Here is a 23,942-nt window from a genome sequence, read left to right on the forward strand (position 1 = left end):
CTGCTTAACCTAGAATGATGCAGCGCACCCAAGCTCGTGAGGAAGCGACCATCGACCTCGATCCCGTCCGCGCGGACGGACAGGTGGGCGGCATCGCGGCGCCGCGCAGTTGCTACGGGGTTCAGGTGCTGGTCGCCGGGCGCCGCAAACAGTGGCGCGATGAGATCAACGGGCAGATCCGCCGCGCCGGCTACAGCGCCATCTCCGTCGATTCGGCCGTCGATGCCCTCACCGTGCTGGTGCTCGGCCTGCCCGTCGATGTTCTCGTGACCGATGCCGAACTGCACGGCGCGCTCGGCCTCAGCGAACTCGCTGCCGAGGCGCGTGCGTTGAGACCGAATCTCGGCATCGTCGTCGCCTGCGACTCGGCGGTCAACGACTGTGCCGACCTCGTACCGGCGGACGCGCTGCTGGTGTCCTCCCTGGGTCAGGAGGAAGCCGTCGCCTCTTCGGTCCGCGAGGCGATGGCCGCCCGCGCGAGCTGATTCCGCCTCCCCATCGCCGCATCCGCGACGATCCGGCCCGTACCCGAAGGCCGGCCGGGTATGGCAGCCTCCGCGCCGGAGGACATAACGCCATGACGATTCGCCGCCGGGACTGCCTCGCGATGCTCGCCGTTCTCGCGTCGAGCCGCGCCCATGCCGCGGAAGCCGGGCCGGCGGGCGCCTTCGCCTTCGAAAAGCCGGAGGGCGGCGGCCTTCCGCTCTCGGCCTATGCCGACAAACCCATCCTCGTGGTCAACACCGCCACCGCCTGCGGTTACGCTCCGCAATTCGTCGGACTTCAAGGCCTCTGGACCCGTTTCGGCGGGCGGGGCCTGACGGTGATCGCGGTGCCCTCGCCCGATTTCGGCAATCAGGAGCCGCTCGACGGCGCCGCCATCGCCGATGCCGCGCGAAAGAACCACGGCGTCACCTTCCCGGTCACGGACAAGACTCATGTGCGGGGGCCCGCCGCCCATCCGTTCTACCGCTGGGCGGCCGAGCAGAAGCCGGGGCAGAGCCCGCAATGGAACTTCCACAAATATCTCGTCGGCCGTGACGGCACCCTGCGCGCTGCCTTCGCGACCCAGGTCGATCCGAGCGATCCGCGCATCGTCAGCGCCATCGTCGCGGAACTGGGACAGGCCTGAACGGAGGACTGCTCGGTTAGCGGCCCGGAACGTCGGCCGGCGGCAGCAACCCGCGCTCGATCCGCCCCGGCGGCAGGGGACGCCGGGCGCGTGGGGCCTGGAGGCGCCCCTCCCGCTCGACCATGCGCGGCGGCGCGGACGGATAGCTGGAGGGATAGTTCGAGGCGAAGGGGTTCGGCGGCACGCCCTGGGCCCGGCATGGCAGGGCAGCGAGGCAGAGGCTCGCGGCGGCGAAGACGGTGCTCGGGCGCATCGGCAGTGGATTTTCCGGTCGGCAGGGCCTCGCGCCGGCACGGGGCGCCTCCCCACATGCCAGCCGGTCACGTCATCATTGCGGCCGGAAAGATCGAGCCATGGAACCGCACAGTTTCGAGCAGGACGGCACCGTCTACGAGGTTCGCTTCGAGCGGACGCCGGAGGGTTGGATCGCGCATATCCGGCCCGAAGGCTGGACCGAGGCCCACGTCGTCGCCTTTCCCGAAGGCGTCGGCTTCGATCGGGACGACGTGCGCGGGTCCCTGATCGCCGGCTGCGAAGCCGCAGTGGCCCGCCTCCCACGCCGTGCGCCGACACGGCATTGAGAGGGGTGAAACGGAACCTCCGGCTTCCCGACCGGTTCGGGCTCCAGCAGGCGAAACGAAGCACGTTGGAAGCGAACGGGATTTTGCGATGACCGAGGTGACCTACCATATCGTCGAGCACGACGGCGGCTTCGCCTACAAGGTCGGAGACGTGTTCTCGGAGACCTTTCCGAGCCGGGCGGACGCGTTGCAGGCGGCGCAGGCTGCAGCTGCCGAGCAGCAGGTGCCGGGCTCGACCGAAGGCATCCGCTACCAAGACGGGAGCGGCCAGTGGCACGACGAGACCGCGCAGGGCAACGACCGGCCCGTAGCCAAGGTCGCGGAGGACTGAATCGCCTCAGCCTTCCAGGGTGATGAGGCCGACGCTGCCGCCCGCCGCAGCGGTGTTGACGGTCAGCGTCCGCTCCGTGGCGAAGCGGACGAGATAATGGGGACCGCCGGCCTTCGGGCCGGTCCCCGACAGGCCGGAGCCGCCGAAGGGTTGGCTGCCGACGACGGCGCCGATCATGTTGCGGTTCACGTAGACGTTGCCGTGCGGCAGCGCCTCGGCGATGCGCTCGGCGGTTTCCTCGATCCGCGAATGGATGCCGAGAGTGAGCCCGTAGCCGCCGGCCCGGATCGCCTCGATGACCGAGCCGAGCCCGTCCGCCGGGTAGCGGGCGACATGGAGGATGGGTCCGAAGACCTCCTCCCGCAGGTCGGCAATCCTGTCGATCTCGAAAATGTGGGGCGCTACGGTGAGGCCGCCCGACGCCGTACCGGCGAAGTGCAGCCGCGCCGAGGCGGTCAGGGCCGCGATATGCCCGTCGAGCCGTTGCTTGGCGCCCGCGTCGATCACCGGACCGAGATCGGTCGCCAACTCGCGGGGGTCGCCGACCGTCAGTTCCCGCGTCGCGCCGACCACCGCCGCGATCATCCTGTCGGCGACGTCCTCCTGCACGAGGAGCAGGCGCAGGGCCGAGCAGCGCTGGCCGGCGGAGCGGAAGGCCGAGACCACCACGTCGTCGGCCACCTGCTCGGGGAGTGCCGTGGCATCGACGATCATCGCGTTGATGCCGCCGGTCTCGGCGATCAGCGGCAGGATCGCGCCGTCTCGGGCGGCGAGCGCCCGGTTGATCCGCCGCGCCGTCGCCGTGGATCCGGTGAAGACCACGCCGGACAGCGCCGGATGTTCGATCAGCGCGGCGCCGGTCTCAGGACCGCCGGGGACGAGGTGAAGGGCGCTCCCCGGAATGCCGGCCGCGTGGAGCAGGCGCACGGCGAGATCCGCCACCAGCGGCGTCTGCGGCGCGGGCTTGGCGACGACGGCGTTGCCGGCCATCAGCGCCGCGGCGACCTGCCCCGTGAAGATCGCGAGCGGGAAATTCCAGGGTGAGACGGCGACGAACACACCCCGGCCGACGAGGCGCAGGCTGTTGGCCTCGCCGGCAGGGCCGGGCAGGTCCTGCGGCGCGCGGAACAGATCCCGGCCCTGCGCCGCGTAGTAGCGCAGGAAGTCGATCGCCTCGCGCCACTCGGCCACGGCGTCGTCGAGGGTCTTGCCGGCCTCGGCTTGCAGCAGGTGCAGGAGCCGGCCCTGCTCCCTCACGAAGGCGTCGGCCGCCCGTTCCAGGCAGGTGGCGCGCTCGCGGGCGGGCGTCGCGGCCCAGGCGGGGAAGCCGCGCGCGGCGGCCTCCATGGCGAGCGCGGCGGTGGCGGAGTCCGCCTCGATGACGTCGCCGAGGGCCGCGCCGTCGATGGGGCTGACCACCTGCCGGACGCGGCCGGGCTGGATGGCCCCGTCGATGATCGGCGCGGCCTCGGCGGGGCCTGCGGCCCGCGCGACGGCATCGGTCCAACGTCGCAGCGACGCGCCGTCGCCGAAGGCGAGCCCCGGAGAATTGCGGCGCTCACGCCCGAACAGGTCGCGCGGCAGCGGGATCTTGGGGTGACGGGCCTGCGAAGGCGTCTCCACCAGGGCCTGAGGCCGTGCCAGAAGTTCGGCCACCGGCACCGAGGGATCGGCGGCGCGGGCGACGAAAGAGGAGTTCGCCCCGTTCTCCAGCAGCCGGCGGACGAGATAGGCGAGCAGCTCGCGGTGGCCGCCGACGGGCGCGTAGACCCGCTGGCCGACGCCCGGCGCCCGCTCGGCGAGGCGCTGGTAGAGCGCCTCGCCCATGCCGTGCAGGCGCTGGAACTCGAAGCCGGCCTCCTCGTCCGCGGGACGATCGAGCAGCCCGGCCAGACCGAGCACGCTCGCCACGGTCTGGGCATTATGCGTCGCAAATTGCGGGTAGAGGCGCGGGCGCAGCGCCAGCAGCCGCTTGGCAGCGGCGAGGTAATTCAGGTCCGTCATCGCCTTGCGGGTGAAGACGGGGTAGTCGGGCACCCCTTGCGTCTGGGCGAGCTTCACTTCCGTGTCCCAGTAGGCGCCCTTGACGAGGCGCACCATCAGCCGCCGGTCGTGCCGTTCGGCAAGAGTGGCGACATGCTCGATCACCGGAAGGCAGCGCTTCGAATAGGCCTGAATCGCGAGGCCGAATCCGTCCCAGCCGGCCAGCGCCGGATCGGCCAGCACGGCCTCGAACACGTCGAGGGAGAGTTCGAGCCGTTCCGCCTCCTCGGCGTCGAGGGTGAAGTTGAGGTCGTGGGCGCGGGCGTCGCGGGCGAGGTCGCGCACCACCGGCACGAGTTCGGCCATCACCCGCGCCCCTTGCGTCGGGGTGTAGCGCGGATGCAGCGCCGACAGCTTGACCGAGATGCCCGGCCGGGCGGGAAGCGGCGCGTTGCCGGCTTCCTGCCCGATCCGGTCGATGGCGCGGGCATAGGCTTGGCGGTAGCTCTCGGCGTCGTCCGCCGTGCGGGCACCCTCGCCGAGCATGTCGAAGGAGAAGCGGGAACGGCGGGCAGCCCCCGAGCCGGCCCGCTTGAGCGCCGCGCCGATCTCCTCGGCCAATACGAATTGCCCGCCCATCACCCGCATCGCCCGGTGGGCCGCCGCGCGCACGGCCGGGCGGCCGAGGCGGCGGACCATGCTCCCCAAGGTCGCCTCGGGCGTGTCCTGCGGTCCGACGAGGCGGGCACCGAGGCCGAGCGCCCAGGACGCGGCATGGGCAAGGCCGCTCTCCGAACGCACCGCGTGATGGACGAAGTCGCCCTCGCGCAGCTTGTCGGCGATCAGCCGGTCGGCGGTGGCCGCATCGGGTACCCGCAGCAGCGCCTCGGCGAGGCTCATGAGGGCGAGCCCCTCGCGGGTCGTCAGCGCATATTCCCGCAGCAGCGCCTCGACGGCGCCATGGCCGGCATCGGCGCGGATCGCGCCGATCAGGTCGGAAGCGAGCCGATCGACCGCCGCCTCCGCGGCCGCCGGCAGGGGCGCCTCATGCAGCAGCGCCTCCGCCAAAGCGGCATCATCCGGGGCATAGGAGGCCTGAAAACGCGGCGCAGACATCGGGCCATCGGTCATATGAGAGACTAGCACTCTCTCTGTCGTCCGACAGGCCGATTCCGTCATTTACGAAAACGGTGGTCCGTGATCGCCCCGCGCGTGCCGTTACGGCCGCGCGCCGGGCGGGCTGATGTCGAGCGGCTGCGTCACCGGGGCAGGCGCGGGCTCGGCTTCGATCCGGGCGCGGCGGGCGATCTCCTCCGCCTCCCGCTGGCGGGCTTGCCGCGCCGCCTCCTCGGCGGCCTGCTGCGCCTTGAGCCGGGCCTGCCGGGCCGCCTCCTCGGCCGCAACGCGGGCGCGGTCCATCTCGATGCGGGCGCGGCGGCGCTGGCGCTCGCTCTGGTCGGCATCGAACAGCTCGATCTTCTCGAGTTCGCGCTGGAGCACGAGGGCGGCGAGGCCGGTGGTCAGAGGCGCCGCGTCGAGCCGTCGCTCCGGCGCGCCCAGCGGACCGCCGAACCCGAGCTGGATCGAAGGCGCCGCGCCGCTCCAACCCTTCGGCCCGGCCGCCGCCGTCAGCGCGCCGCGGGCGTCGAGCGTGCGGTTGCGCAGATCGACCTGAAGCGTGCCGTTCCAGCGCGCCGGGCCGAGATCGATACCGAACGGCGCCGTGCGCAGCGTGCCGCTGGAGAGGGTGAAGGCGGCCGAAACCGGTCCCTTGCCCCGGAGCGGACCGGCGGACAGTTCGTCCGACACGAGCGCCTGGAGCCGTCCCTCGCGCAAGGGATCGTCCTCGGCCAGCGCCTTGCCGAGCGCCCGGTCCACGGCGCCCGCGTCGGCGCCGGGGAGCGCGAGGTCGGCGAGCCGAATCTCGCCATTGCCGGAAAGCTCGTTCGCCAGGGCGCTCAGGCTCACGCCCGTGGCGCCGAACCGCAGGGCCGCCGAAAGCCGGCCCGTGATCGGTCCCGCCCCGATCAGGCCGGTGAGATCGGCGCCCTCGATACTGCCCTCGCCCGACACCGCGGCGGCCCCCGTCGGCCGGGCCAGGGTGATGCTGCCGCCGAGCCGCCCTGCGGCGAGACCAGCCGAGAGGTCGCGCAGACTCAGCACGTCGCCCTCGCGCACCAGCGTCAGGCTCGCGCTGTCGGCCACGAGTCCCCGGCCGAGATCGAGCTGTCCGATCTTGAGGCCGAGGTCGACCTGCGGCTGCGCCGGCACCGCGGCGAAGCGCCCGCTGGTGTCGGTGGGCAACACCGTCGCCGCAACCAGCGCCGGCACGGACAGGCGGGCGAGCGTCGCGGTGCCCGTGAGCGCGCCATCCGGGCCGCGGTCGAGGGCGGCGGTGAGGTCGGTCCCCGCCACCTGCCCCGTGACATCGGCGTGCAGCGCGGCGTTCCGGCGCGACAGGGCCAGGGTGAGCGACGCGGGCAACGGCCCGGCCGCCGGGGCGGCACTTCCGGCGAGGATCAGGAAGGGGGCGAGGTCGGGGGCTGCCAGCCGCAGCGTACCACCGGTCGGAGGTCGGTCGAGGGCGTCGAGCAGGATCGGGCGCGGCGTCGAGACCGTGAGGCCAGCCAGATCGCCCTCGATGCCCAGTGCGAGCGGCGGCGTGCCCGGCTGGCCGGCCTCGGCGGCGGGCCGGGTGCCGGTCAGCCGCAGGCGCCCCGGCTGGCGCAGGGCGGCGATGTCGTCGCGGCCGAACCAGCGGCCGGTCTTCTGCGTCGTCAGCGTGGCGTCGAGGCGGTCGATCCGGCCGGAGCGGGTCAGAAGGCCAAGATCGAGATCGCCTTCGCCCGCCTTTCCTTTCGCGGATGCGCGCAAGGCATCCGCCTCACCCGATTCCCGTTCCAGGGTCAGATCGAGCGCCAATCCGCTCTGGCGGACACTCTGCGGCACGAAACGGGCCTCGGGCAGGAAGCCGCGTTCCAGCAGGGCCAGCAGCGGCGCCGCCTTGCCCGCCGTCACGCGGCCCTCGATCCGGCCCGAGCCGTCCGGAGCGATCCGTCCGGCAAGCTGGGCGCTTGCACCCGCGAGGTCGGCGATGTCGAGCGTATCGACGACGAGGCTGGCGCCGTCCGATTGCAGGCTGACCGCGATGGTGCCGTTGCCGGAATGGGCACCGGCAGGTCCGTAGCGCACGTCGCGCGCCTTCAGTGTCAAGCCGAGATCGTGCCGGTGAAGGCCGGACATGAGCTCACCGAGCGGGGGCAACTCGGCGATGTCGATGCCGTTGGCGGAGAGCTGCGCGTCAAGCCGCCCGCGCCCGTTCGCATCGGCTCGCAGGTAACGGGCATTACCGGTGACGCGGGCTTCGCCCAGGGCGAGGCGCAGATTGCGCAGGGAGTGGTCGCTGCCGGCCGCCGAGAGGTCCGTGCCGATCTCGAAAGCGCGCCCATCGAGAATCGCCGTGACGCTCTCCTCGGCGCCGATGCGGCCGAGATAGCGCCCGAGTGCCTCCGAGTTGCGTGTCGCGACGTCGATATGCCCGGTGAAGCGCGGCGAGCCCGAAAGCTCGGCCTCGCCGGTCGCCGCGACGGTCGCGGCCCCCGGCGCCCTGCCCTCGAAGCGGCGCAGCACGAGCCCGCCGGTGCGATCGAAGGTTCCGCGGAACCCGACATCGGCCCAGTCGTCGAGACCGAGCGCGACGCTCTCGGCGGCAACATCCAAGTCGAGCAGCAGCGGCGGCGTCAGGGCGCCCGATGTCAGCCCCTGCGCCAGCAGCCCGCGGGCAGCGCCGGAGAGCAGCAGCCCGTCGAGGTCGAGGCGGCGGGTCCGAAGCGTCAGGCCGAGCCGGGCCTCGCGCAGGTCGAGGCGGCCGCTACCCGACAGGCGGGCCGCCTTGCCGCCGGGGTCGAGTTCGAGCTCGACGGTCTTGGCCTGCACCAGGGGGCCGCGCGACGCGAACTTGGCCGCCAGGGTGAGGGGCAGGACGGCGCCCGCCGGCTGCACCGGCGGCCCGACGGTCAGCCGCGCGGTGCCCTCCGCCTCCGGCACGAGGCCGCGGCGCGCCCGATCGGTATCCGATGCGTCCTCGGGCTTGAGGGTGATGCGCGCATCGAGTTCCAGACGGGGCATGGTGTCGCCGCCGCCCGTCAGCTTCAGCGAGAGGCTGCCGTCGCTGCCGGCCACGCTGGTGGCGAGATGGAACGGGCTTCCCTTCGCCGTCCCCTCCGCGAGCCATGGCCCGGCCAGCGCGGGCGCCCTGAGACGAAGGTTGTCGGCCGCGAACTGCTCCTGCGGCGTCTCGCCCGTCCGCGCGGTGGCGACCGTGAGGCGCCGGATGCGCAGGTCGTCGATGACGATGTCACGGCGCAGCGTCTGCGGTTCGCGCGGCAGAAGCAGCGCCTCGTCGGAGACCGGCAGGGTCAGCCCGGCGCGCTCGACCGAGGTCTGAACGAAGCGGACTTCGCCCTTGAGCAGGGGGGCCAGAGCGATCTCCGCATCGACCGCCTGCGCGTCGAGGGCCGGCCCGTCCTCGGCGCCGAGCCGGAGGCGCGCGAGGCGAAGATGCGGCGACGGCAGCAGGCGCAGATCGATGGCGCCCTCGCTGCGGGCACCGGCTCCGAGGGAGTCGCTCACCATGCGGTCGATCAGCGCGCGATGGGCCGACCAGTCGATGAACGGCGGCACGGCGAGGGCCGCCACGAGAACCAGCACGACGGCGCCCGCGAGCGCGGTCAGGATATCACGCACCGTTATCGCTTCCGCCTGGCCTGCGGACCGCAGGACTTCGTTCGCGTTTCACACGTGTTCGAAGGCCGAAGCCTCTTGAACTGTGCGAAATCCGCGTTCCTGCGGCCATAGCACAGGCTGCGGCCGGCCCGCACCTCACGCTCAAGCTTTCACCAATCGTCAGCGGCGGATGCCGAAGGATGGCCCGGCCGGCGGCGGAACGTTGAGCGGCGCCCGCTGGATCTGGTTGCGGATGGCGCTGTTCTCCAAAGTCTGCCGCTGTTCGAAGTTGCGGTTCTGGTTCCGGTACTCGAACGACTGGTTCTGCCGGCTGGTCGCGCCGCGATTGCCGGGGCTCTGCGCCGAAGCGGGCGTGAGCGCGGTGAGCAGGGCCAGGAGGGCGAGAGACGGGGCGCGCATGGTCTCGCATCCTTCATCGGTGTCGGTTTCGGGTTTCCCGAGTGACGCGTGAGGGGGGCCGCCGGTTCCGGATCGGGTCTCGACGGCGTTCGCCTTTTGGTCCAGGGATGCGCGCATGATGCAAGAGCCCAACGACGCGCACGGCGCGTTCCGGCCGCGCCCGTCCGACGACGAAGCGCCGTCGGCCCCGACCTCCATCGCCGCCCGCGCCATGGCCGCCCTGCGCCCCGAGGGCGCGTCCTACCTCACCGGCCTCAATCCGGAGCAGCGCCGCGCCGTGGAGGCGACGGAGGGACCCGTGCTCGTGCTCGCGGGCGCGGGCACCGGCAAGACGCGGGTTCTGACGACGCGCATCGCCCACCTCATCGCCACCGGCAAGGCGCGGCCCTACGACATCCTCTCGGTGACCTTCACCAACAAGGCCGCCCGCGAGATGAAGCACCGCATCGGCGGGCTGATCGGGCCGGCGGGCGAGGGCATGCCCTGGCTCGGCACCTTCCACGCCATCGGCACCAAGATCCTGCGCCGCCACGCCGAACTCGTCGGGCTCAAATCCGACTTCACGATTCTTGGCACCGACGATCAGCTCCGCCTGATGAAGCAGGTCATCAGTGACCAGAACATCGACGAGAAGCGCTGGCCGGCGCGCTCGCTCGCTCACACCATCGACGGCTGGAAGAACCGGGGCTTGAGCCCCGAACAGGTGCCGCCGGGCGAGGCGCAGTCCTTCGCCTTCGGCAAGGGCGGGCAGCTCTACGCGGCGTATCAGGCCCGGCTCGCAACCCTCAACGCCGTCGATTTCGGCGACCTCCTGCTGCTCTGCCTCAAGCTGTGGCGCGAGAATCCGGACATCCTGGCCAATTACCAGGACCGCTTCCGCTACATTCTCGTGGACGAGTACCAGGACACCAACGTCGCCCAATATCTCTGGCTCAGGCTGCTGGCCCAGGCGCGGAAAAACGTCGCCTGCGTCGGCGACGACGACCAGTCGATCTACGGCTGGCGCGGCGCCGAGGTCGACAACATCTTGCGCTTCGAGCACGATTTTCCCGGCGCCACCGTGGTGCGGCTGGAACGCAACTACCGCTCGACCGGCCACATCCTCGCCGCGGCCTCCGGGCTCATCGCCAAGAACGAAGGGCGGCTCGGCAAGACGCTGCGCACCGAGGACGAGGCGGGCGAGCCCGTCACGGTCACGGGCTCGTGGGATTCCGAGGAGGAGGCACGTCAGGTCGCCGAATCGATCGAGTCGCTCCAGCGCAAAGGGCACGCGCTCTCGGAGATCGCGGTGCTGGTGCGGATCTCGGCGCAGATGCGCGAGATCGAGGATCGGTTCGTTCAGGTCGGCCTGCCCTATCGCGTCATCGGCGGCCCGCGCTTCTACGAGCGGGCCGAGATCCGCGACGCGCTGGCCTATCTGCGCGTCACCATGAACGGCGCCGACGACCTCGCCTTCGAGCGCATCTTCAACACACCCAAGCGCGGCCTCGGCGACGCGACCCTCCAGACCCTGCACGCCTTCGCCCGCGCAGACCGGATCCCGCTCCTGGCCGCGGCCAGGAAGCTGATCGAGACCGACGAGCTGAAGCCGCGGGCTCGCTCGATGCTGCGCGGCCTCGTGGAGAGCTTTTCGCGCTGGGTGCGGCTGGTGGAGGCCAAGCCGCATCCGGAGGTGGCGCAGACCATCCTGGAGGAGTCCGGCTACACCGAGATGTGGCAGAAGGACCGTTCGGCCGACGCCGCAGGGCGGCTCGAAAACCTCAAGGAATTCGTCCGCTCGATGGAGGAGTTCCCGGATATGGCCGCCTTCCTCGAACACGTCTCCCTCGTGATGGAAGCCTCCGAGGCGGAAGGGGCCGACCGCGTCTCGCTGATGACGCTGCACGCCGCCAAGGGGCTCGAATTCGATACCGTGTTCCTGCCGGGTTGGGAGGACGGCCTTTTCCCGAACCAGCGCGCCATCGACGAGAGCGGGCGGGCGGGCCTGGAGGAGGAGCGGCGTCTCGCCCATGTCGGGCTCACCCGCGCCCGCAAGCGCGCCAAGCTGTCGTTTGCCGTCAACCGGCGCATCCATGGGCTGTGGTCCTCGACCATCCCCTCTCGCTTCATCGACGAACTGCCGCCGCAGGCCGTGGACGTGGTCGAGGCGCCCGCGCATTTCTCGGCCGGCGCCTCGCGCTTCGACCGCAACCCGACGCCGTTCGGCTCGTCCTACGGCACGCCGGGCTGGCAGCGGGCCCAGGCCAATACGTCCGGCAATTTCGGCGGGGGACTCGGGCAAGGCCGGGGCGGCCGCTCGGGGGGACCACGGGAGATCGAGGGCGAGCTGGTCGCCAAATCCACGGGCGCGCCCTCCACCTTCGAGCACGGCCAACGGGTCTTCCACACCAAGTTCGGCCCCGGCACGGTCGCCGGCATCGACGGCAACAAGCTCACCGTTGACTTCGACAAGGCCGGCCGGAAAATGGTCCTCGACAGCTTCCTCCAACCCGGTTGAAGCGTCCCGTCGGCGGTTCTCCGCCGGCCGCCCCTCGCCCGAGGAGGGCGATGCCCGCGATGGCCCAAGCAAGGATCGTCCCGATCCGCAGGCGGCACCGACAGGTGCTGGGGTCATCGCTTGTTCGCAAAGCCGTCACGCCCCCGTCGCTCCCGCCTGCAACCTTCGCGGCGTCGGCGAAGCGTTGCCGTAAAGCCGCTCTCCACAGCCTTCATGGCGCGCGGTGGAACCGACTCATGGGGTTTGGCTTTGCTCTTGCGTACAGTTGAACGAAGATCGGCGATGTCTTCGCCGAATCGAAGGAGAGTCGCGAAAGTCGAGACGGGTTGAAATAGCGAGTTTGCGAGAGTCACGCACGAGTCAAGGTGGAGTATCGATCCATGAAGAGACGACGCGCACGGCTTGAACTGGTTGAAGACCGACCGATCCGGATGCATCGCACCCGCTTCGACGAGGAACGTAACCCCGCACCGATCCAACCACTGACCGATCGACAAGGTCAGTACCTCGACGCCCTCGCGTCATCTTCACAAGTCATCGTCTTAGGCCCGGCCGGCACCGGAAAGACTTACATCGCCGGCACCCGCGCCGCCGACCTTCTCCGCCAGCGCCGGATCGCGAAGGTCGTCATCACCCGCCCCAACGTGCCCTCCGGCCGTTCGCTCGGGTTCTTCCCCGGCACGCTCGAAGAGAAGATCGCGCCCTGGGTCGCGCCGCTCACCGAAACCATGAAAGAGCGCATGGGTGCGGCCGCCTTCGACATCGCGGTGAAGGCCGGCGACATCGAAGTGGTGCCGTTCGAAGTGATGCGCGGGCGCACGTTCAAGAACTGCCTCGTGATCCTCGACGAAGCGCAGAACACCACCACGGCCGAGATCAAGATGTTCCTGACCCGCATCGGCGACGATTGCCAGGTCATCATCAACGGCGACGTGTCCCAGACCGACCTGCGCGAGACCTCGGGGCTTCGCACCGTCATCCACCTCGTGAAGAGCCGGATGATGACGATCCCGATCGTGGAGTTCACCCTCGACGACATCGTCCGCTCCGGCATCTGCGCGGAATGGGTGAGGGCGTTCGAGGAAGAGAAGATTTAGAGCATCGTCCCGCAAGGTGGTTGCCGGCTTTCGGGAGAAGACGATCTGGAAACATGAAGCTAGAGTCGACGCGAAGACCCGGTAATGCGTGATGACGGGGCACGGGATTGCCTCGTCATCACCGGTGCGGCCGTCAGATCTCGGCGCCCCTTTCCATGACCCTTGTCTCGACCATGTCGGCGGGTTCGTAGAGCCATCGCCCGACAACGCCGGCCGCGATCGCGCCAGCGATCGGCGCAAGCCAGAACAACCAGAGCTGCGCGATATATTCCGACCCGGCAAACAGGGCCGGCCCGGTGCTGCGCGCCGGGTTGACCGATGTGTTGGTCACGGGAATCGAGATCAGGTGGATGAGCACGAGGGCAAGACCGATGGGGATGCCGGCAAAACCCGCCGCCGCGCCCTTCGATGTCGTGCCGACGATGATGAACATGAAGATGAACGTCGTCAGGACTTCGGTGATCAGGCAGGCGGCCAGGCCATACTTGCCGGGGCTGAGTTCGCCGTAGCCGTTCGAGGCGAACCCGTTCGGCACCCAGCCCGCCTTGCCGGAGGCGATGGTATAGAGGGCGAAGGCCGCCACCGTTGCACCGATGACCTGGGCGATGACGTAGGGCAGGACGTGCCGGCTCGCGCAACGTCCGGCCGTCCATAATCCGAGTGTGACCGCCGGATTGAAGTGGCCGCCCGAGATGTGGCCGACGGCGTACGCCATCGTCAGCACGGTGAAGCCGAAGGCGAAGGCGACGCCCAGGAACCCGATCCCGAGTTCGGGAAAGGCCGCAGAAAGGACGGCGGCACCGCAGCCGCCGAAGGTCAACCAGAAGGTGCCGAAGAATTCGGCGGTCGTCCGACGCATCGTATCGTGATCCATGGCGACACCTCTTGCTGAAAGGGTCGCGCGGCGCGCACCGATCGGTCGTGTCGAAGGTCGGCGCACCGCGAGACCGAGGCCGTTAGCGTCGGCATCCGCCGGGACGCATCGCGCGAAGATTTCACGCGCGGATTGCGCCGACAATGATCGGCGTATAGGTCGACCGGCACGAAAGAGTCGTACCACCGACGTGTCCGACGCATTCTGACGGGCGATTCTGCGCTGTCACGGCCTCGATGATGACCACGCCGTGCGGAGGGTCATCGCTTCCCCCGCAGGCATCCACGACGTGCCGCCCGCGCTCGGAAGAGGAGGCACGAACGGCAGCATGATGCCGCTCGAGGAGCCACGCACCGCCGTCATTTCAGGCAGCGGCGACGCCCTTGATCCGCACCGGTCCGACGCTCTTGCCGTCGAGCAATTGGCGCAGCCGCTCGACATCGTCGAAGTTGTTCGACGTCAGCTCGGTGATGTCGCCCTCGACCAGCGCATCGACATGGCGGCAGCGGCGGCGGTGGGTGCCCGCCGGGCAGGAGCAGCGCAGATACGGCCCGTCCGTCCGCTCCTCGAATTCGAGCAGGTAGCGATTGCCGGTGCTGCCGCGCATGGCGAAGCGCAGCGCGTTCGAGGGCCGGAGATCGACGATGCCCGAGGCGCGCAGAGCCTTCGCCGAGGTCGAGCGGGTCATGTCCCGGCGCGGCGTGGTGAGGGCGCGGGTCGGGATGAGACCGAGGCCGCGAGCGAGGTCGGCGATGTCGGTCGCACCCGTCTCGCGCAGGGCCGCGAGTGCGATCTCGGCGCAGGCAAAGGCATCCTCGCCTGCATCGTGGTGCTCGAAGCGGATGCCGAGGCGGCTCGCCACCTTGGCGAGGCCGTGGCCGGCGGGATCGGGGAAGACGCGCCGGGCGATCTGGAGCGTGCAATGGCCGGCCATGTCCGGAACCGGCTCGCCCCAGGCGGCGAGCGAGGCGGCGAGCACGCCCATGTCGAAGCCGGCATTGTGCGCGAGCATCAACCCGCCCGACAGGTCGGGCAGGAACTCGGCAATCACCTCGGGAAAGGTCGGCGCATCACGCACGTCCGCCGGCAGAATGCCGTGGACGCGGATATTGCCGGGCGAGAACCGCAACTGCGGCGGGCGGATCAGCCGGGATTCGCGCCGCACCACGCGGCCCCCCTCGATCCAGGCAAGCCCGACCGCGCAGGCGCTGTCGCGCCGCTCGTTGGCGGTCTCGAAATCGATCGCGACGACGCTCATGGTGTTGAGAGTAAGGGGTCACGGACTCATCCCGCAAGGCGCGGATGGCTCTAACCTCCGCTCGGCTGCCCGAGCCGGCGGTCGAAGATCGTCCGCACCGTTCGCCGTTCCTCGTCGAGCCGGGCACTGAGCGCCCTGGCATCGGGCAGGTTGGCGGCGCGGGCGAGGCGGGCGAGCGCCACGTCGGAGGCCTGCGTCGGGTCGCCCTCGACCATCAGGCGCTGCCACTGGTGCACGTCGTCGAGGAGCCGGTAGGCATCGGCGAGTTGCGCCGCCTCGTCCGCCGCGATGATCCTGCCCTCGGCCGCGCGGGAAAACACCTCGGGCGCATCGAGGCCGATCAGATCGGGATCGGCGTGGGCATGGCCGAGAACCAAGGCCTGCGCCAGGAAATCGAGGTCGAGGAGGCCGCCGGGGCTGAGTTTGAGGTCGAGAGGGCCGTGATCGCCCTTCTCGTCCTCGACCCTGGCGCGCATGCTGCGCACGGAGCGGTTCACCGTGTCGGCGTCACGCGGCTGCATCAGCGCGTCACGGATCGTCGCTTTCGCCTCCTCGGCGAGGCTCGCGTCACCAGCAATGACACGGGCCCGGGTCAGCGCCATGTGCTCCCAGAGTTCGGCCTCCTCGCGCTGGTAGGCGCGGAAGCTGCGGAACTGCGCCGCCACCGCACCCTGGCCCCCGCCGGGACGCAGGCGCAGATCCACCTCGTAGAGCAGGCCTCGGCGGGTCGGGGCGGTGAGCGCCGCGACGAGGCGCTGAGTCAGCCGGTTATAGGCCACCGCCGCGTCGAGGGGCTTGGGGCCGGTGCTGGTGCGGTTCTCCGGATCGAAATCGTAGAGCACCACGAGGTCGAGGTCCGACTCTGCCGTGAGTTGGTGCGAGCCGAGGCGGCCATAGCCGAGCACGACGATGCGGCCGTTCGGAATCGGGCCGTGCTCGGCGAGGAAGGTTTTCGAGACGGCTTCCAGCGCGGTCGCCACCGCGGCGTCGGCGATCGCCGAAAAGGCGCGGCCGGCCGCCTGCGGCGTGAGAATGCCGGAGAGGAGCCGCGCCCCGGTGAGGAACCGGAGCTGCCGGGCCGCGTCGCGGCTGCGGTCGAGAAACACCTCGTGGCTGTCGGGCCGGCCCAGCAGGGCACGGTAATGCGCGGCGATGGCTCCGGCATCGACCGACGGTTCGCCGAAATCGGGGTCGATCACCGCGTCGAGCACGTGCGGCGAGAAGGCGACGGTGCCCGCCAAGCGCGGGGCGCTGCCGAGCAGGTCGGCAAAAAGCAGCCGCAGGCGCTCGTGCTCGCGCAGGATGGTCAGCAGCTCCACCGCCGCCGGCATCCGGCCGAAGGCACGGTCGAGATTGGCCAGCGCCGCGTCCGGATCGGGCGTGCCCGAGAGCGCCTTGAGCAGGGCCGGGACCAGTTCGGTCAGCACCTCGCGGGCGCGGGGGCTGCGCACCGCCGCACGCCGCCCGAAATGCCAGCCGCGCACGGTGTCGGTGACGCGTTCCGGATCGCGGAAGCCGAGGCTGCGCAGGGTGGCCAGCGTCGCCGGATCGTCGGCGGCGCCGCTGAAGACGAGGTCACCCACCTCGGAGGAGAGATCGGGCCCGGCCTCGAACAGCAGGGCGTAATGCGCCTGCACCCGGCGGGCATGGGCGAGCAGGGCTGCCTCGAAACCGGCGAGGTCGGCAAATCCGGCGAACCGGGCGAAGTTCTCGAGTTCGATCCGGTCGGTCGGCAGGCGCTGGGTCTGCTCGTCGCGCACCATCTGCAGGCGGTGCTCGACCGTGCGCAGGAAGGCGTAGGCCGCGCCGAGTTCATCGCGCGCTTGCGCGGAGATCCAGCCATCCTCGTGCAGCTTCCCCAGCATCGGCACGGTGGAGCGCCCGCGCAGCATCGGGCGCCGGCCGCCGAAGACGAGTTGCTGGGTCTGGACGAAGAACTCGATCTCGCGGATGCCGCCACGGCCGAGCTTGATGTCGTGGCCGGCCACCGCCAGCGCCTCGTGCCCGCGCACGGCGTGGATCTGCCGCTTCATGGCATGCACGTCGGCGATCGCCGCGAAATCGAAATACTTGCGCCAGACGAAGGGGGTGAGGTCGGCCAGGAACCGCTCACCCGCCGGGATGTCGCCGGCGAGGGCGCGGGCCTTGATGAAGGCCGCCCGCTCCCAGTTCTGGCCCGTGGTCTCGTAATAGACGTAGGCCGAGGCGAGGCTCATCGCGGTCGGCGTCGAGCCGGGATCGGGCCGCAGGCGGTAATCGACCCGGTGGACGTAGCCGTCGCGGGTGCGCTCCTGCAGCAGCTTCGAGACGCCCTGCGCCAGCTTGGTGAAGAACGGCGTCGGCTCCAGCCCCGGCTTCAGCGGCGCCGTCTCCGGATCGAAAAAGACGATTAGGTCGATGTCGCTCGAATAGTTCAGCTCGCGTCCGCCGAGCTTGCCCAAGCCCAGCACGACGAGGCCCGAGCCGGCCTGCGGCGCGCTCGCATCCTTCGGCAGGAAGCGGCCGGATGCGGCCGCTTGCAGCAGCATCGCATCGACCGCCGCCGACACCGAGGCATCCGCGAAATCGGAGAGCGCGGCGGTCACCCGCTCCAGCGGCCAGAGACCGCCGATATCGGCGAGCGCGACGAGGAGCGCGTGCTCGGCCCGGTTCCGCCGCAGGATCTTGCCGACCGCATCGAGATCGGGCGCGGTGCCCTCCCCCGCCCGGCCGGCGGCGCGCTGCGCCGCAACGATGCGGGCGTCGGCCGCTTCCGGCGCCTCTTCGAACAGGCGGACGAGGCGGGCGGGATCGCGCGAGGCGAGCGACCACAGGAAGGTCGAGTGGTCGGCGAGCGCCGCGAGCAGGTCGCGGGCCGGGCCCTCGCGCAGGGCGGCGGGAAGCGCGTCGGCGATCTCGTCGAGGCGTGCCTGCGCCACCTCGGGGTTCGAGAGCGGCGGAGCCTGACCCAGCCGCGCGATCAGGGGCGCCGTGCCGTCGTCGCGGGCGATCTGCCCGTCGTGTCGCCTGCCCATGCCGTCCCTTCTTCGCTTCGAAGCGTCCGCATCGCCGTCGCGCTGCGGCTCTGCCCATCAAACGCGCAAATCGGGATCTGCCAAGGGACTTTGGGGACGGCACGACATGGCACGGGCGCGGCGACGCCCTGGGGTTCAGGCCGCCCGGAGCGTTCCGACGAAGTCGCGGACGGTCTCGGCAAGGGCGTCGCATTCCCCCGCCAGACGCTCGGAAGCGTCGAGGCCGGCGGCCGCAGCCGCGCCGGTGAGGTCGGCGGAACGGGCGAGGCCGTCGAGGTTCTCGGAGACCGCGCCCGTCCGCCGGGCCGTCCGTTCGGCGTTGCCGGCGATGGCGCTGGTCGCCGCCCCCTGCCCTTCCACCGCCGCGGCGACCGAGCGGGTGATGGTGCCGAGCTCCTCGATCGTTCCGCCGATCCGGCCGATCGCCGCGACCGCCTGCCCCGTCTGGTCCTGGATCGCGAGGACCTGCGCCTCGATCTCCTGCGTCGCGCGGGCGGTGCGGGCGGCGAGCGCCTTCACTTCGCCCGCCACCACACCGAACCCCCGCCCGGCCGCGCCGGCGCGCGAGGCTTCGATGGTCGCGTTGAGCGCGAGCAGGTTGGTCTGCTCGGCGATGGTGCCGATGAGAAGCACGATCTGGTTGATGCGCTGAGCCGCCTCGGCCAACGCACGCACGGTCTCGTCGGTCTGTCCCGCTTCCCGCGTCGCCCGGCCTGCCACCTCGGCAGCGTGCGTCATGTGACTCCCGATCTCGCGCACGGTGGCCGAAAGCGCACCGGCTGCAGCCGCGACGCCCTGCACGTCGGCAGCGGTCTCCTGCGAGGCGGTGGACAAATCCGTCGTGCGGCGGGCGGCGTCGCCCGCCGCGGCCGAGAGATCCTGCGAGGCGTGCCGCACCCGGTTGGCGGATTCGGCCGCTTCCCGGACGAGGCGGTTCACGCTGCTCTCGAAACGCTCGGCCAGTTCGCCGGCCGTGCGGCGGCGCTCGGCGCGGGCCTCCGCTTCGGCCACGCCCTGGCGGTTATGGGCTTCCGTCTCGGCGGCACGTGCGGCGTCGGCGGCGGCGAGCGAGCGCGCCGAGACCGAGAAGAGGGATGCGAGTTGCACGCTGAGCCAGACCAGGACGGCGGTCTCGAGCACGACGATCACCGCGTGGAGCACCACCCGGCCGAAATCGGCACCGCCCGGATAGACCGCCGCCGGTAGGAGGAGATTCAGGCCGAGATGATGCAAGGCCGTTGCCCCGGCCGCGGTGAGCAGCACGCGCCAGTCGCAATAGGCCGACAGCACCGCCAGGACGGCGAAGAAGTACATATGAAGGTCGAGCTGCCAGGAATGGCCCGCCGCCGCACCGAGCAACAGCGCCACCATGCCGACCATCGCCACCGACACGGTGAGACGGGTGGCGAGCCCGTTGCCGTTCAACCGCCATGTAGCGGTCGCCGCCGCAGCAAGGCCGAACGCCATCAGCCCCTGGGCCGCGATCGGGTTTCCGAGGGCGGCGGCCACGGCGACGTTGAACGGCACGTGCAGCCAGAGCAGGGCGACGAGGCCGCGGCTCGCGGCGCGGCGCAGGCTGTCGAGATCACGCGGGCGGGATTCGGTCATGGTCGTGGATCTCTGGGTGTTGATTCTTGGAAGCGCGGCGTTTCGGGATGGGTGCAGAGGCCGAAGCCTCGCGGGTCGAACAGGATGAGGGCCCCGGCCGCCCGCAGGCGCCCGGCGAAGCCCGGCGCGGAGGACCGGGTGACGACGAGTCCCGGCAGGCGACCGAGGCCCAGCACGGCGCCACCCGCCGCCACCGCGGCGCCGAGGCTGCGGCTCGGATCCCACCAGGGCGGAAACAGGGCGGCGACCGGCCGGCCCGGCTCCGCCATCGGCGCTCCGAGCCACGCGGAGCCGATCAGGCTCGCCAGCAAGAGGGCGACGGGCGGCAGCCAGCTTCGAGCGGAGCCCGATGTAGACGGCTGAGTTCGGATCCCTTCCACTGCCATCGACTTGGCGCCACGGTACAAATTCGAACGATCGACAACCCAACATTGTTGATGAATGTTAAGTTCGGGTTACGCCCGCGGCGGCGGACGCTCGAACGGGCGTAAGTGTCTTTCACAAAACTTCCGCCGCGCCGTCATCGTCAGAACGAGAACGGTCAGAGGCCGGGAGTTTTGTGCGGCACTCTAACGCTCTACTGACCGCACCGGTCAGGCTCGACAGTTCCGCCCGAGCGGCCCGATCGCAGCCTAAAGCATCGTCTTTGCGAAAGCCGGCAAACACCCCTCGGGATGACGCTTGAGACGCCGGGGGCGGCGATGGTGATCCGGTCGTTCAAGCGAAGGCTCTCCGTTCCGTGCGTCCGGGTTCTGGCTTGAGACGCCCCGAGCACGAGAGGGCGAGGGTCAGGGCGGCATCGACGGCCATCGCTCGATCGCCTCGTGCCCGGACGGCGTCAGCGCGTAGACGCCGTAGCCGGTGCGCTCGAACCAGCCGTAGACGTTGCGGCGGAGGATGGCGGCGGCCGTCGGGACGGCGCTCGTCAGGTCGCGCGGGCGCAGCGGCCCGGGCGCCAGGGCGCGGGCGCAAAGGAGGGCCTGCTGGCGATAGGCGGTCATCACCGGCGCGCGCGAACCACCGCCGGCCACGGGGTCGCCCTGTCGGCGGCGATGCTCGTCCAGAAGGCGCGAGCGCCGCTTGGGGTCGCGTCGGGGCATCGGCGCTCCGGGGCCGAGAAGCACGTGGACGCCGTCGTCGGCACCGACGCCGAGAAGGCCGAAGCCGAGGCGCCGGCACAGGTTACGGAAGCGCGCATCGGCCTCCCGCCCCTTGCCGCGCACCGACAGGCGCGCCGCCAGCCACACCTCGTCGCAGGCACCGGCCCGGTCCACGGCCTGCAGCACGAGTTCCAGGTTGAAGCTCTGCTTCAGCTCGCACACCACCAGCACCGGCGGCTCGCCCTCGCGCACGCCCAGGAGGTCGCAGCCGCCGATCTCGCCCTTCACGGCAAAGCCGAGGGTTTCGAGGAAGCCCTTCACCGGCGCGTAGAGCGCCGTTTCCGGCGGGCGGGCGGACGCGCTCATGGCCGCGGCGACCGGCAAGCGCGGGAGGCCATGCGGATGGGGCGGAGCGGATGGATCATCGGGCGACACGCGCGGGGCAGATAGCACCCGAAGCTCGCGACCTCCACCGCGCGAGGCGTCGTCCCGCTCCCCGTCAGGCCGGGTCGCGCCGCACCTGCGCCCTGATCCAGCCGACGAAGGCCTGGACGATCGGCTCCGAGGCGCGCCCGTCGGGCACAGGATGAGGATGTCGTCGGCCGTGTCGGTCTCGGTGGCGGGCATTCGCCCCGGATCGGCACGAGCAACCCTTGCGCGATCTCACGCTCGATCAGATCGGCCGGCGCCGCCTCGCTGGTCAGAGCGAACGGGTCGAAGCGATGGCCCTGGAAGCCGCTCTGACGATCGCGCGAAGGAAGGCAGCTTGTCGGCGCCGTCCCCCAGCCCCGGCGCCCTGCGTCGCGGGACTTTTTCCGCGGCTTGGCCGTCCTGTCATGAAGGGGTCGGGGAGCAGGCACGCGCTTTCTTCAGTTGATCCCAGCCGGGCCGGAGCGGCATTCTCTCGCGGTACCTCCGGCGGACGACACGGCGACCGAGGACGAAAGTGAATCGATGAGCAGCACCACCCTCGTTCCCTTTGCCGAAGCCGCCGTCTTCACACTCGGCTGCGCACTGATCGCGAGCCGCCGGTTCGAACCGCAGCGGGTCGGTGCAGTGCTGGGGCTCGCCACCATCACTCTGGCGGTGCTGCTGGTCGTCCTGGCGCTCCCCGGCAGCCCGCAGGCGACGCTCGCCGACCCCGACGGCGTCCGCAATTTCCTGAACTGAGTTCACGTCAGGCCGCGCCCGCCGGCAGGCTCAGGGTCACGGCGAGCCCTGGAGCATTGTCGGCAAGCTCAAGGCTTCCGCCATGCAGCCGGGAAACGGCGGCGACGAGGCTGAGACCGAGGCCGAAGCCAGGGCGTGTGCGGGCGGCGTCCAGGCGCACGAAGCGGTCGAGCACCCGCTCGCGCTCGGCTTCCGGGATGCCGGGGCCGCGATCCGCCACCCGGAGTCGGACGACGCCGTCGGCACGCACGGCGCTGACCGTGATTTCCTGCGGGCCGGACGCATCGGAGCGGGCACCGTACTTGATGGCGTTGTCGAGGAGGTTGGCGATCGCCTGCCCGACCAACTCGCGGTTGCCGTCGAGGATCAGGTCCGGCTCGATATCAACGGTCAGGCTCAGGCCCCTGTCCTCGGCCAGCGGCTCGTAGAGTTCGGCCACCTCCCGCGCGACCGCCCCGGCATCGAAGCGGCTGACGCTCTCGGGTGCGTTGCCGGCCTCCAGGCGGGCGATGGTCAGAAGCGCGTTGAACACCCGGATCAGCCCGTCGCTGTCCTCGATCACGCCCTCCATCGCCGTGCGCAGGGCCTCCGGCGTCTCGGCGGTGCGCAGGGCCTCGTCGGCGCGGTTGCGCAATCGGGTCAGCGGCGTCTTGAGGTCGTGGGCGATGTTGTCGGAGACTTCCCGCATGCCGCGCATCAGCTCGCCGATGCGCTCCAGCATCAGGTTGAGGTTCTGGGCGAGGCGGTCCAGTTCGTCCCCGGCGCCGCCGACCCGCAGGCGCCCGTCGAGATCGCCCGCCATGATGGTGCGGGTCGTCTCGGTCATGTCGTCGACGCGCTTCAGCACGCGGCTCGCGACGAACCAGCCGCCGAGCACGCCGAGCAGCACGACGAGGGCCAGCGAGGAGCCGAAGGTGTTGCCGATCGCCGCGCGTAGGCGGTCGCGCTCCTCGGTGTCGCGGCCGACGACGAGGCGGAAGCCTCCGGCGAGGTTGAAGACCCGCATGATCGCGCGATGCTCGCTTCGATCCGCATCGGAGCCGCGCCCGTAATAGCTCTCGTACTGGCCGGACCGGGCGAGGATGTCGGCCGGCAGGCGGCTCACGTTGCCGACGATGTGCTCGCCCGCGGGCGTGGTCACGAGGTAGAGCGAGGCGCCGGGCTCCTTGGCGCGCCGTTCCACCACGGCGATGAGGCGGCGCAGCCCGCCCGCGGTGTATTGCTCGGACAGCCCGTTGATCTCGGCATCGATGGTCGAGAGGATCTGGTCATCGAGCACCCGCCGCGCGTTCCAGGCGACGTAGCCGAGCCCGAGCGAGGCCAGCACCGCGAACAGCACGAGATAGGCGAGCGACAGCTTGAACGCCGTCGTGCGGAAGATCTTCCCGAGGCGCGCGATGAGGCCATCCGGCGGCGGCGATGCGGCGGACGGCGTCACGGGAGAAGCGGCTCGTCCGCCCGGATGACGTAGCCCGCGCCGCGCACCGTGTGGATCATCGGATGCTCGAAGCCGCGGTCGATCTTGGCGCGCAGGCGCGAGACGTGGACATCGATGACGTTGGTCTGGGGGTCGAAATGGTAGTCCCAGACATGCTCCAGCAGCATCGTCCGCGTCACCACCTGCCCGGCATGGCGCATGAGGTACTCCAGCAGCCGGAACTCGCGGGGCTGCAGCACGATCTCGCGGCCCGCCCGCGTCACCCGATGCGAGAGCCGGTCGAGTTCGAGGTCGCCGACCCGGTAGGCGGTGGCCTCGCTCTGGCCGGTCGCGGCCGTGCGGCGGCGGGCCAGCACCTCGGTGCGGGCCAGAAGCTCGGAGAAGGCGTAGGGTTTCGGGAGATAGTCGTCGCCCCCGGCCCGCAGACCCTTCACCCGGTCGTCCACTTGGCCCAGCGCCGAGAGGATGAGGACGGGCGTGGCGATCTCCTGCTCGCGCAGGGAGCGCACCAGCGAGAGCCCATCGAGCTTCGGCAACATGCGATCGACGATCAACACGTCGTAATCGCCCTCGCGGGCGAGCGCATAGCCGTCGAGGCCGTCGCCCGCATGGTCCACCGCGTGCCCGGCTTCCCGGAACGCTTTGACCAGATAGGCGGCGGCCTCGCGGTCGTCCTCGATGATGAGCAGGCGCATGACGCCTGTCAGATACGCT

The 23,942-nt window shown here is 70.7% G+C and carries 19 protein-coding genes; 7 read left to right on the top strand and 12 right to left on the bottom strand.

Going from position 1 to position 23,942, the window contains the following annotated elements:
- Positions 1 to 14: 14 nt before the first annotated feature.
- Together Y590_RS00975 and Y590_RS00980 are read left to right on the top strand one after the other, a co-directional pair.
- Positions 15 to 485 (top strand): response regulator, encoded by a 471-nt coding sequence (locus tag Y590_RS00975; RefSeq protein WP_060768257.1) that lies wholly within the window; start codon positions 15 to 17, stop codon positions 483 to 485.
- Between the two features lie 92 nt (positions 486 to 577).
- Complete coding sequence (locus Y590_RS00980) at positions 578 to 1,132, top strand: glutathione peroxidase (RefSeq protein ID WP_060768258.1); 555 nt, start codon at positions 578 to 580, stop codon at positions 1,130 to 1,132.
- A 16-nt stretch (positions 1,133 to 1,148) separates the two neighbouring features.
- On the opposite strand, the gene Y590_RS00985 is transcribed toward Y590_RS00980, so the two are convergent.
- Positions 1,149 to 1,385: a hypothetical protein gene (locus Y590_RS00985; protein WP_245517487.1), complete on the bottom strand. Its 237-nt coding sequence runs from the start codon at positions 1,383 to 1,385 to the stop codon at positions 1,149 to 1,151.
- Between the two features lie 100 nt (positions 1,386 to 1,485).
- On the opposite strand from Y590_RS00985, the gene Y590_RS00990 reads away from it, so the two are divergent.
- The gene (locus Y590_RS00990) at positions 1,486 to 1,713 is read left to right on the top strand and encodes a hypothetical protein (RefSeq protein ID WP_060768259.1); all 228 of its coding nucleotides are present in this window, start codon (positions 1,486 to 1,488) and stop codon (positions 1,711 to 1,713) included.
- An 88-nt stretch (positions 1,714 to 1,801) separates the two neighbouring features.
- Positions 1,802 to 2,044 carry a DUF2188 domain-containing protein gene (locus Y590_RS00995; RefSeq protein WP_060768260.1) on the top strand — a complete coding sequence of 81 codons (243 nt, stop codon included), beginning with the start codon at positions 1,802 to 1,804 and terminating at the stop codon, positions 2,042 to 2,044.
- 6 nt (positions 2,045 to 2,050) lie between these two features.
- Here the strand turns inward: Y590_RS00995 and putA are convergent, their stop codons facing one another.
- The 3 genes from putA to Y590_RS01010 all read right to left on the bottom strand — a co-directional run bounded on the left by putA (position 2,051) and on the right by Y590_RS01010 (position 9,172).
- Entirely contained in the window at positions 2,051 to 5,158 is a 3,108-nt protein-coding gene (gene putA / locus Y590_RS01000; RefSeq protein ID WP_060768261.1) for a bifunctional proline dehydrogenase/L-glutamate gamma-semialdehyde dehydrogenase PutA, read from the bottom strand.
- An 87-nt stretch (positions 5,159 to 5,245) separates the two neighbouring features.
- The gene (locus Y590_RS01005; protein ID WP_060768262.1) at positions 5,246 to 8,773 is read right to left on the bottom strand and encodes an AsmA family protein; all 3,528 of its coding nucleotides are present in this window, start codon (positions 8,771 to 8,773) and stop codon (positions 5,246 to 5,248) included.
- A gap of 159 nt (positions 8,774 to 8,932) precedes the next feature.
- Positions 8,933 to 9,172: a hypothetical protein gene (locus tag Y590_RS01010; RefSeq protein ID WP_060768263.1), complete on the bottom strand. Its 240-nt coding sequence runs from the start codon at positions 9,170 to 9,172 to the stop codon at positions 8,933 to 8,935.
- 115 nt (positions 9,173 to 9,287) lie between these two features.
- Between Y590_RS01010 and Y590_RS01015 the strand changes: the two genes are divergently transcribed.
- Positions 9,288 to 11,669 (top strand): ATP-dependent helicase, encoded by a 2,382-nt coding sequence (locus Y590_RS01015; RefSeq protein ID WP_060768264.1) that lies wholly within the window; start codon positions 9,288 to 9,290, stop codon positions 11,667 to 11,669.
- Positions 11,670 to 12,049: 380 nt separating this feature from the next.
- Positions 12,050 to 12,766: a PhoH family protein gene (locus Y590_RS01020; RefSeq protein WP_060768265.1), complete on the top strand. Its 717-nt coding sequence runs from the start codon at positions 12,050 to 12,052 to the stop codon at positions 12,764 to 12,766.
- 133 nt (positions 12,767 to 12,899) lie between these two features.
- Here Y590_RS01020 and aqpZ read toward each other — a convergent pair whose 3' ends face one another.
- The 6 genes from aqpZ to Y590_RS01050 form a co-directional block, all read right to left on the bottom strand.
- Positions 12,900 to 13,640 carry an aquaporin Z gene (aqpZ, locus tag Y590_RS01025; protein WP_060768266.1) on the bottom strand — a complete coding sequence of 247 codons (741 nt, stop codon included), beginning with the start codon at positions 13,638 to 13,640 and terminating at the stop codon, positions 12,900 to 12,902.
- 364 nt (positions 13,641 to 14,004) lie between these two features.
- Complete coding sequence (locus Y590_RS01030) at positions 14,005 to 14,898, bottom strand: 3'-5' exonuclease (RefSeq protein ID WP_060768267.1); 894 nt, start codon at positions 14,896 to 14,898, stop codon at positions 14,005 to 14,007.
- Between the two features lie 50 nt (positions 14,899 to 14,948).
- Positions 14,949 to 17,912 (bottom strand): bifunctional [glutamine synthetase] adenylyltransferase/[glutamine synthetase]-adenylyl-L-tyrosine phosphorylase, encoded by a 2,964-nt coding sequence (locus Y590_RS01035; RefSeq protein ID WP_060768268.1) that lies wholly within the window; start codon positions 17,910 to 17,912, stop codon positions 14,949 to 14,951.
- Positions 17,913 to 18,047: 135 nt separating this feature from the next.
- Positions 18,048 to 19,520 carry a methyl-accepting chemotaxis protein gene (locus Y590_RS26905; protein WP_060768269.1) on the bottom strand — a complete coding sequence of 491 codons (1,473 nt, stop codon included), beginning with the start codon at positions 19,518 to 19,520 and terminating at the stop codon, positions 18,048 to 18,050.
- Complete coding sequence (locus tag Y590_RS01045) at positions 19,517 to 19,789, bottom strand: hypothetical protein (RefSeq protein ID WP_144439901.1); 273 nt, start codon at positions 19,787 to 19,789, stop codon at positions 19,517 to 19,519. Before Y590_RS01045 ends, Y590_RS26905 begins: the two co-directional genes overlap by 4 nt.
- Before the next feature lie 519 nt (positions 19,790 to 20,308).
- The gene (locus Y590_RS01050; protein WP_060772098.1) at positions 20,309 to 20,986 is read right to left on the bottom strand and encodes a DUF2161 domain-containing phosphodiesterase; all 678 of its coding nucleotides are present in this window, start codon (positions 20,984 to 20,986) and stop codon (positions 20,309 to 20,311) included.
- A 588-nt stretch (positions 20,987 to 21,574) separates the two neighbouring features.
- On the opposite strand from Y590_RS01050, the gene Y590_RS01055 reads away from it, so the two are divergent.
- On the top strand, positions 21,575 to 21,790 hold the full coding sequence (locus tag Y590_RS01055) for a hypothetical protein (RefSeq protein WP_060768271.1): 216 nt from the start codon (positions 21,575 to 21,577) through the stop codon (positions 21,788 to 21,790).
- A 7-nt stretch (positions 21,791 to 21,797) separates the two neighbouring features.
- Here Y590_RS01055 and Y590_RS01060 read toward each other — a convergent pair whose 3' ends face one another.
- Both Y590_RS01060 and Y590_RS01065 read right to left on the bottom strand, forming a co-directional pair.
- Complete coding sequence (locus Y590_RS01060) at positions 21,798 to 23,228, bottom strand: sensor histidine kinase (protein ID WP_060768272.1); 1,431 nt, start codon at positions 23,226 to 23,228, stop codon at positions 21,798 to 21,800.
- On the bottom strand, positions 23,225 to 23,923 hold the full coding sequence (locus Y590_RS01065; protein ID WP_060768273.1) for a response regulator transcription factor: 699 nt from the start codon (positions 23,921 to 23,923) through the stop codon (positions 23,225 to 23,227). The genes Y590_RS01060 and Y590_RS01065 overlap by 4 nt, the downstream gene beginning before the upstream one ends.
- Positions 23,924 to 23,942 lie beyond the last annotated feature (19 nt).

Source organism: Methylobacterium sp. AMS5, from assembly GCF_001542815.1.
Classification (GTDB): domain Bacteria; phylum Pseudomonadota; class Alphaproteobacteria; order Rhizobiales; family Beijerinckiaceae; genus Methylobacterium.